This window comes from Bartonella massiliensis, from assembly GCF_902150025.1.
In the GTDB taxonomy this organism is placed as follows: Bacteria; Pseudomonadota; Alphaproteobacteria; order Rhizobiales; family Rhizobiaceae; genus Bartonella; species Bartonella massiliensis.
The window spans coordinates 1-4,992 of record NZ_CABFVS010000049.1; the positions used below are offsets into that span (position 1 = coordinate 1).

A 4,992-nucleotide genomic window follows, 5' to 3' on the forward strand; every position below is an offset into this window, starting at 1 on the left:
GATAAAAAAATGGTAAAAAATAAAAACATTATATTTCAATGCGTTAATATTTTTAAATCTTTCAAAAAACAACCCATATTGATAATGTAACCTCTAAATTCAATCAATAGTATATGTTTCGAGGGGGTTTTGACAATTTTTGCACCGTCAAAACCTATTTGTTAAAATTACTCATAAAACTTATCAAAATAATCATTATGATATTTTAAAAGAACGTATTGCATCTGTCTTGATTAACACATCAAACGATAAGCAAATTTCACTATTTTGCTGATCTGATCTCTCTCATAGGCTGTGGATAAAGTACCTTTAAAAACCTCTTTTGAAAAAAATTATCCGTTTTTTCGCAATTTTCTGCAGTTTTCACACTATTCATTCAAAATGGATTTAATAAGCTTCATTTCGATTCTTTTGAAAAGAATTAATTCGTAGAATATTTTGTCATGGAGTTTATTCTTTATGCTTCGCTCTCATAAATCTGATCATGAACACGTCACTCTACGATCTCTGTTGGAAGAGTATCGCGAACAAGCAACTTCAAAAGCTCAACAAGGAAAAATCTTTGAAGATTTTGTTAGCAAATATCTTATGCATGACCCTATCCATTATGGACGCTATGAAAAGGTTGAAAGCTATTTTGAATGGGCTAAAGAGCGTAAAGATTGGAATAAAAATGATATCGGCATTGATCTGGTTGCAAAGCTTCGCAATCAAGAAGGCTATGTTGCTATTCAATGTAAGTTTTATAAAGCAGACCATCAGATCAGTAAAAAGGATATTGATAGCTTTATCGCAGCCTCTGGAAAAGACATCTTTAAATATCGCCTTCTCGTTGATAGCACTGAAAGTGAATTAAGTGACAATGTGAATGCCATGATTAAAGGACAAGCGATACCCGTTTATCGTATTGACCTTCGTCATATGGAAAACAGTCGTATAGATTGGCAAATATTTGCAACAAAACAAAAAGTTGTTCTGAAATCAACAAAAGAGCCTCGTCCCCATCAGAAAGAAGCCATCAAGAAAGTCTGTGAAGGTTTAAAAGAAGCAGACCGTGGCAAGCTGATTATGGCATGTGGTACGGGGAAGACGTTCACAAGCCTAAAAATAGCAGAGACCATAGCGGGAAAAGGCAAGCGTGTGTTGTTTTTAGTGCCTTCTCTTGCTTTAGTCTCACAAACAATCCGTGAATGGACACTGGACACACAAATCTCCTTGCGTTCCTTTGCGGTGTGTTCGGATACAAAAGTAGGAAAGCGTCGTAAAAACCAAGATGACATGGTTGGCATGGAAACATCAGATCTTGTGCTGCCTGCGACAACAGATGCAAAAGCCCTTGCCAAAGAAGCTTGTGAAAGCTTCTCAGAGGCAATGACCGTCATCTTTTCAACCTATCATTCCATTCAAGTGATTTCGGATGCACAAAAAGAGCATGGATTACCCGAGTTTGATCTGATCATTTGTGATGAAGCCCATAGGACAACTGGCGCTTCATTAGGAACTGATGACAATGAATCTGAATTTGTCAAAGTTCATGATAACAGCATCATTCAAGGTAAAAAGCGTCTGTATATGACAGCAACGCCTCGTATCTTTAGTGAGACTGCCAAAAGACGGGCTGATGAGATTAATGCCGTTTTGGCGTCCATGGATGATGAAGCGCTTTTTGGAAAACAACTTCATCATTATACCTTTACTGAAGCTGTCGAGAATGAACTTTTAACTCCTTACAAGATTGTAGTCTTAGGTATTGATGAAACCTATATCACACCAGCCATACAGAAGATTATTGCCAATGAAGACCGTGAAATTGATTTAGATGATGCGGCAAAAATTATTGGCTGTTATAGAGCACTGACTAAAATAGATAAGGAAGCAGCTATTGATGATGATGATACAGAGCCCATGCATTGTGCTTTAGCTTTTTGCAAAGATATCAATACTTCTAAATATGTTACAAAGCTCTTCAATAAAATTATCGAATCTCATATCAATGATTTCCTTAAAGATGTTCCCTTTCTGAACTGTGAAGTAAGACATATTGACGGAAAGCAAAGTGTCAAAAAACGCAATGAAGAATTGGATTGGCTGAAACAAGATGCTGGTCACAATGTTTGTCGGATCTTAAGCAATGTTCGGTGTCTTTCAGAAGGAATTGATGTTCCTGCTCTTGATGCCATCATGTTTTTACACCCGCGCAATAGCCAAGTGGATGTGATACAGGCGGTGGGGCGTGTGATGCGTCGTGCCAAGGGAAAAAAGACAGGTTATATCATTTTACCCGTTATCATTCCTTCACACCTCGAAGCCAAAAAAGCTTTACGAAACAATAAGAAGTACCATGTTGTTTGGCAAGTTTTGAATGCTTTACATTCTCATGATGAGAGGCTGGCTCGAACGATTAATCAAATGTCTTTAGGACAAGATAGCAGCCATACGATTGAGATTATAGAGATTAAGCGTGACAATGAATTAAAAGAACTCACCACAACGGTTGATGATGTCCAGATACAATCAAGAGCAGAAAGCTCTGGACATGTTATTGGAACAGCAGCAAGCAACTCTCAATCGACTACAGAGCAAGGAGAATTATTCCGCCCTTCTGAATTTGTTGATTTTATCAAGACAATTTTTCTGGATAGTTTTAAAATCACGGATTATTGGGGCATTTGGGCGAACAATGTTGCTGAGATTGCACAAAATCATATCAATCGTCTTAAAGATATGCTTGTGGACGAAAAGAGTGAAACTTTTCATGCTTTTGATACCTTTCATAAGGAACTAAAAAACAACGTAAACAGTGAAATCAAACAAGAGGAAGCCGTTGAGATGTTAGCCCAACATCTTGTGACGCGTCCCGTGTTTGAAGCTTTGTTTGATGGCAATAAATTTGTACAGAACAATGCCATTTCACAAGCCATGGAAAAGATTTTAGCGAAACTTGATAAAACAAATATTGAAGAAGAAGCAAAAGATCTTGATAAATTCTACAAAAGTATCACGTTCTGTACAGCAGGGATTACCGAACCCCAAGCAAAACAGAACCTTATTATCAAGCTTTATGAAGATTTTTTTACCAAGGCATTTAAGAAAACTACGGATAGGCTTGGGATTGTTTATACCCCCGTTGAAATTGTTGATTTTATTATTCACTCTGTTGATGATGTCTTGCGCAATGAATTTGGCAAAAGCTTAGGATCACGGGGGGTTTCTATTCTTGACCCTTTTACGGGTACAGGAACCTTTATCACACGGTTGTTACAATCCAATCTCATCAAACCAGAGGATATGGAATATAAATTCCGTCATGATATCCATGCCAATGAGATTGTCTTGCTAGCCTATTACATAGCAGCGATTAACATTGAATCGACTTATCATAGTTTGATGAAAGGTGATTATATTCCTTTCAAACATATTGGTTTGGCTGATACGTTTCAGATGTTGGAAGAGAGAAATCTGCTACAAAAATTATTTAAAGAGAACAGTGAATATTTAGAACATCAAAAGAAACTGGATATCAAAGTTATTTTTGGTAATCCTCCTTATTCAACAGGGCAAAAAAGTGCCAATGACAATGCAAAAAACATCACTTATTCTATATTAGATGATCGTATCCGTGAGACTTATATAGCTCAATCAAAAGCAGTGAATATGCGAAATCTTTATGATAGCTATATCCGCGCTATTCGCTGGGCAAGTGATCGTATTGATAATGCTGGAGTAATCGGCTTTGTTTCTGGTTCTGGTTACATAGAAAAGCCAACAATGGACGGTTTACGAAAATCTTTAGCCAAAGAATTTACGAGTATTTACGTACTTAATTTACGGGGTGATATTCGTAAAAATATGTTAAGCAATGGGAAAGCTCAAGAAGGAGAGAATGTTTTTGGTAATGGTAGCATGACGGGTATTGCGGTAACGCTATTTATCAAAAATCCCAATGTTTCTGGAGATTGTAAAATTTACTATCATGACATTGGTAATAATCTCACAACAAAAGAAAAACTTACAGCTCTCGAGTATTTTGGTAGTGTTGGCGGCATTACGGATCAAAAGGGCTGGCAAATCATTACACCAGACAAACATAGTGATTGGATAAAGCAACGTGACGAAAGTTTCAAAACATTCTTAACTATGGGTGTCAAAAAGGGGCATGATAAAAAGCTCTTTGAAATTTATTCTCTTGGTGTTTCAACCAATCGTGATGCTTGGGCGTATAACTCAAGCCGTGAAACTGTAAAGAAAAATATGAGTAACATGATTGCCTTCTATAATAGCGAGGTAAAACGTTTTAATAATAGTTATCCACATACTGACCGTAGAACACTTACAAAAGTTGTAGATAATTTTGTCAATTCCGATAAAAGTAAAATCAGTTGGAGTCTTAATCTTAAACAACATTTAGCTAGAGAAAAGGTTTTGGAATTTGAAGAGATATGCATCACTCAGAGCTTATATCGCCCTTTTACGAAACAGTGGCTCTATTATGATAGAACCTTTAATGAAATGGTCGCCAAAATGCCATGCATATTTCCAATAGGACAAACAATTGAAAATAGAGTGATACAAATTACAGGAACAGGAGCAAGATGTGGCTTTTCTGTACTTATGACTAAGGATGTACCTAACTTGGATTCAATAGAAAAAAGCCAGTGCTTTCCACGGTATATTTACGAAAATACTACGGTCTCAAAAGATAAAAGTGAAAACCAATCTCATTTATTTGCAAATGCTACAGAGGAAAACAAAAATGCTGGTTTACAGAGGCGTGATGTCATTATGGATGAGGGTCTAGACCATTTTAAAGCAGCTTATCCTAATGAAACCATAACAAAAGATGATCTATTCTATTATGTTTATGGGATCTTACATTCGGAAGATTATCGTACCCGTTATGCTGATAACCTCTCTAAAGAATTGCCTCGTATTCCTTGTGTAAAAACTGCTGAGGACTTTTGGAAATTTGTTACAGCAGGGCGTGAACTGGGT

The 4,992-nt window shown here is 36.6% G+C and carries 1 protein-coding gene; it reads left to right on the forward strand.

Going from position 1 to position 4,992, the window contains the following annotated elements; translation table 11 throughout:
- Nucleotides 1–459 precede the first annotated feature (459 nt).
- Nucleotides 460–4,992: DEAD/DEAH box helicase (locus FNZ60_RS08845; RefSeq protein ID WP_142417214.1), on the forward strand; the 4,533-nt coding region annotated here is incomplete at its 3' end.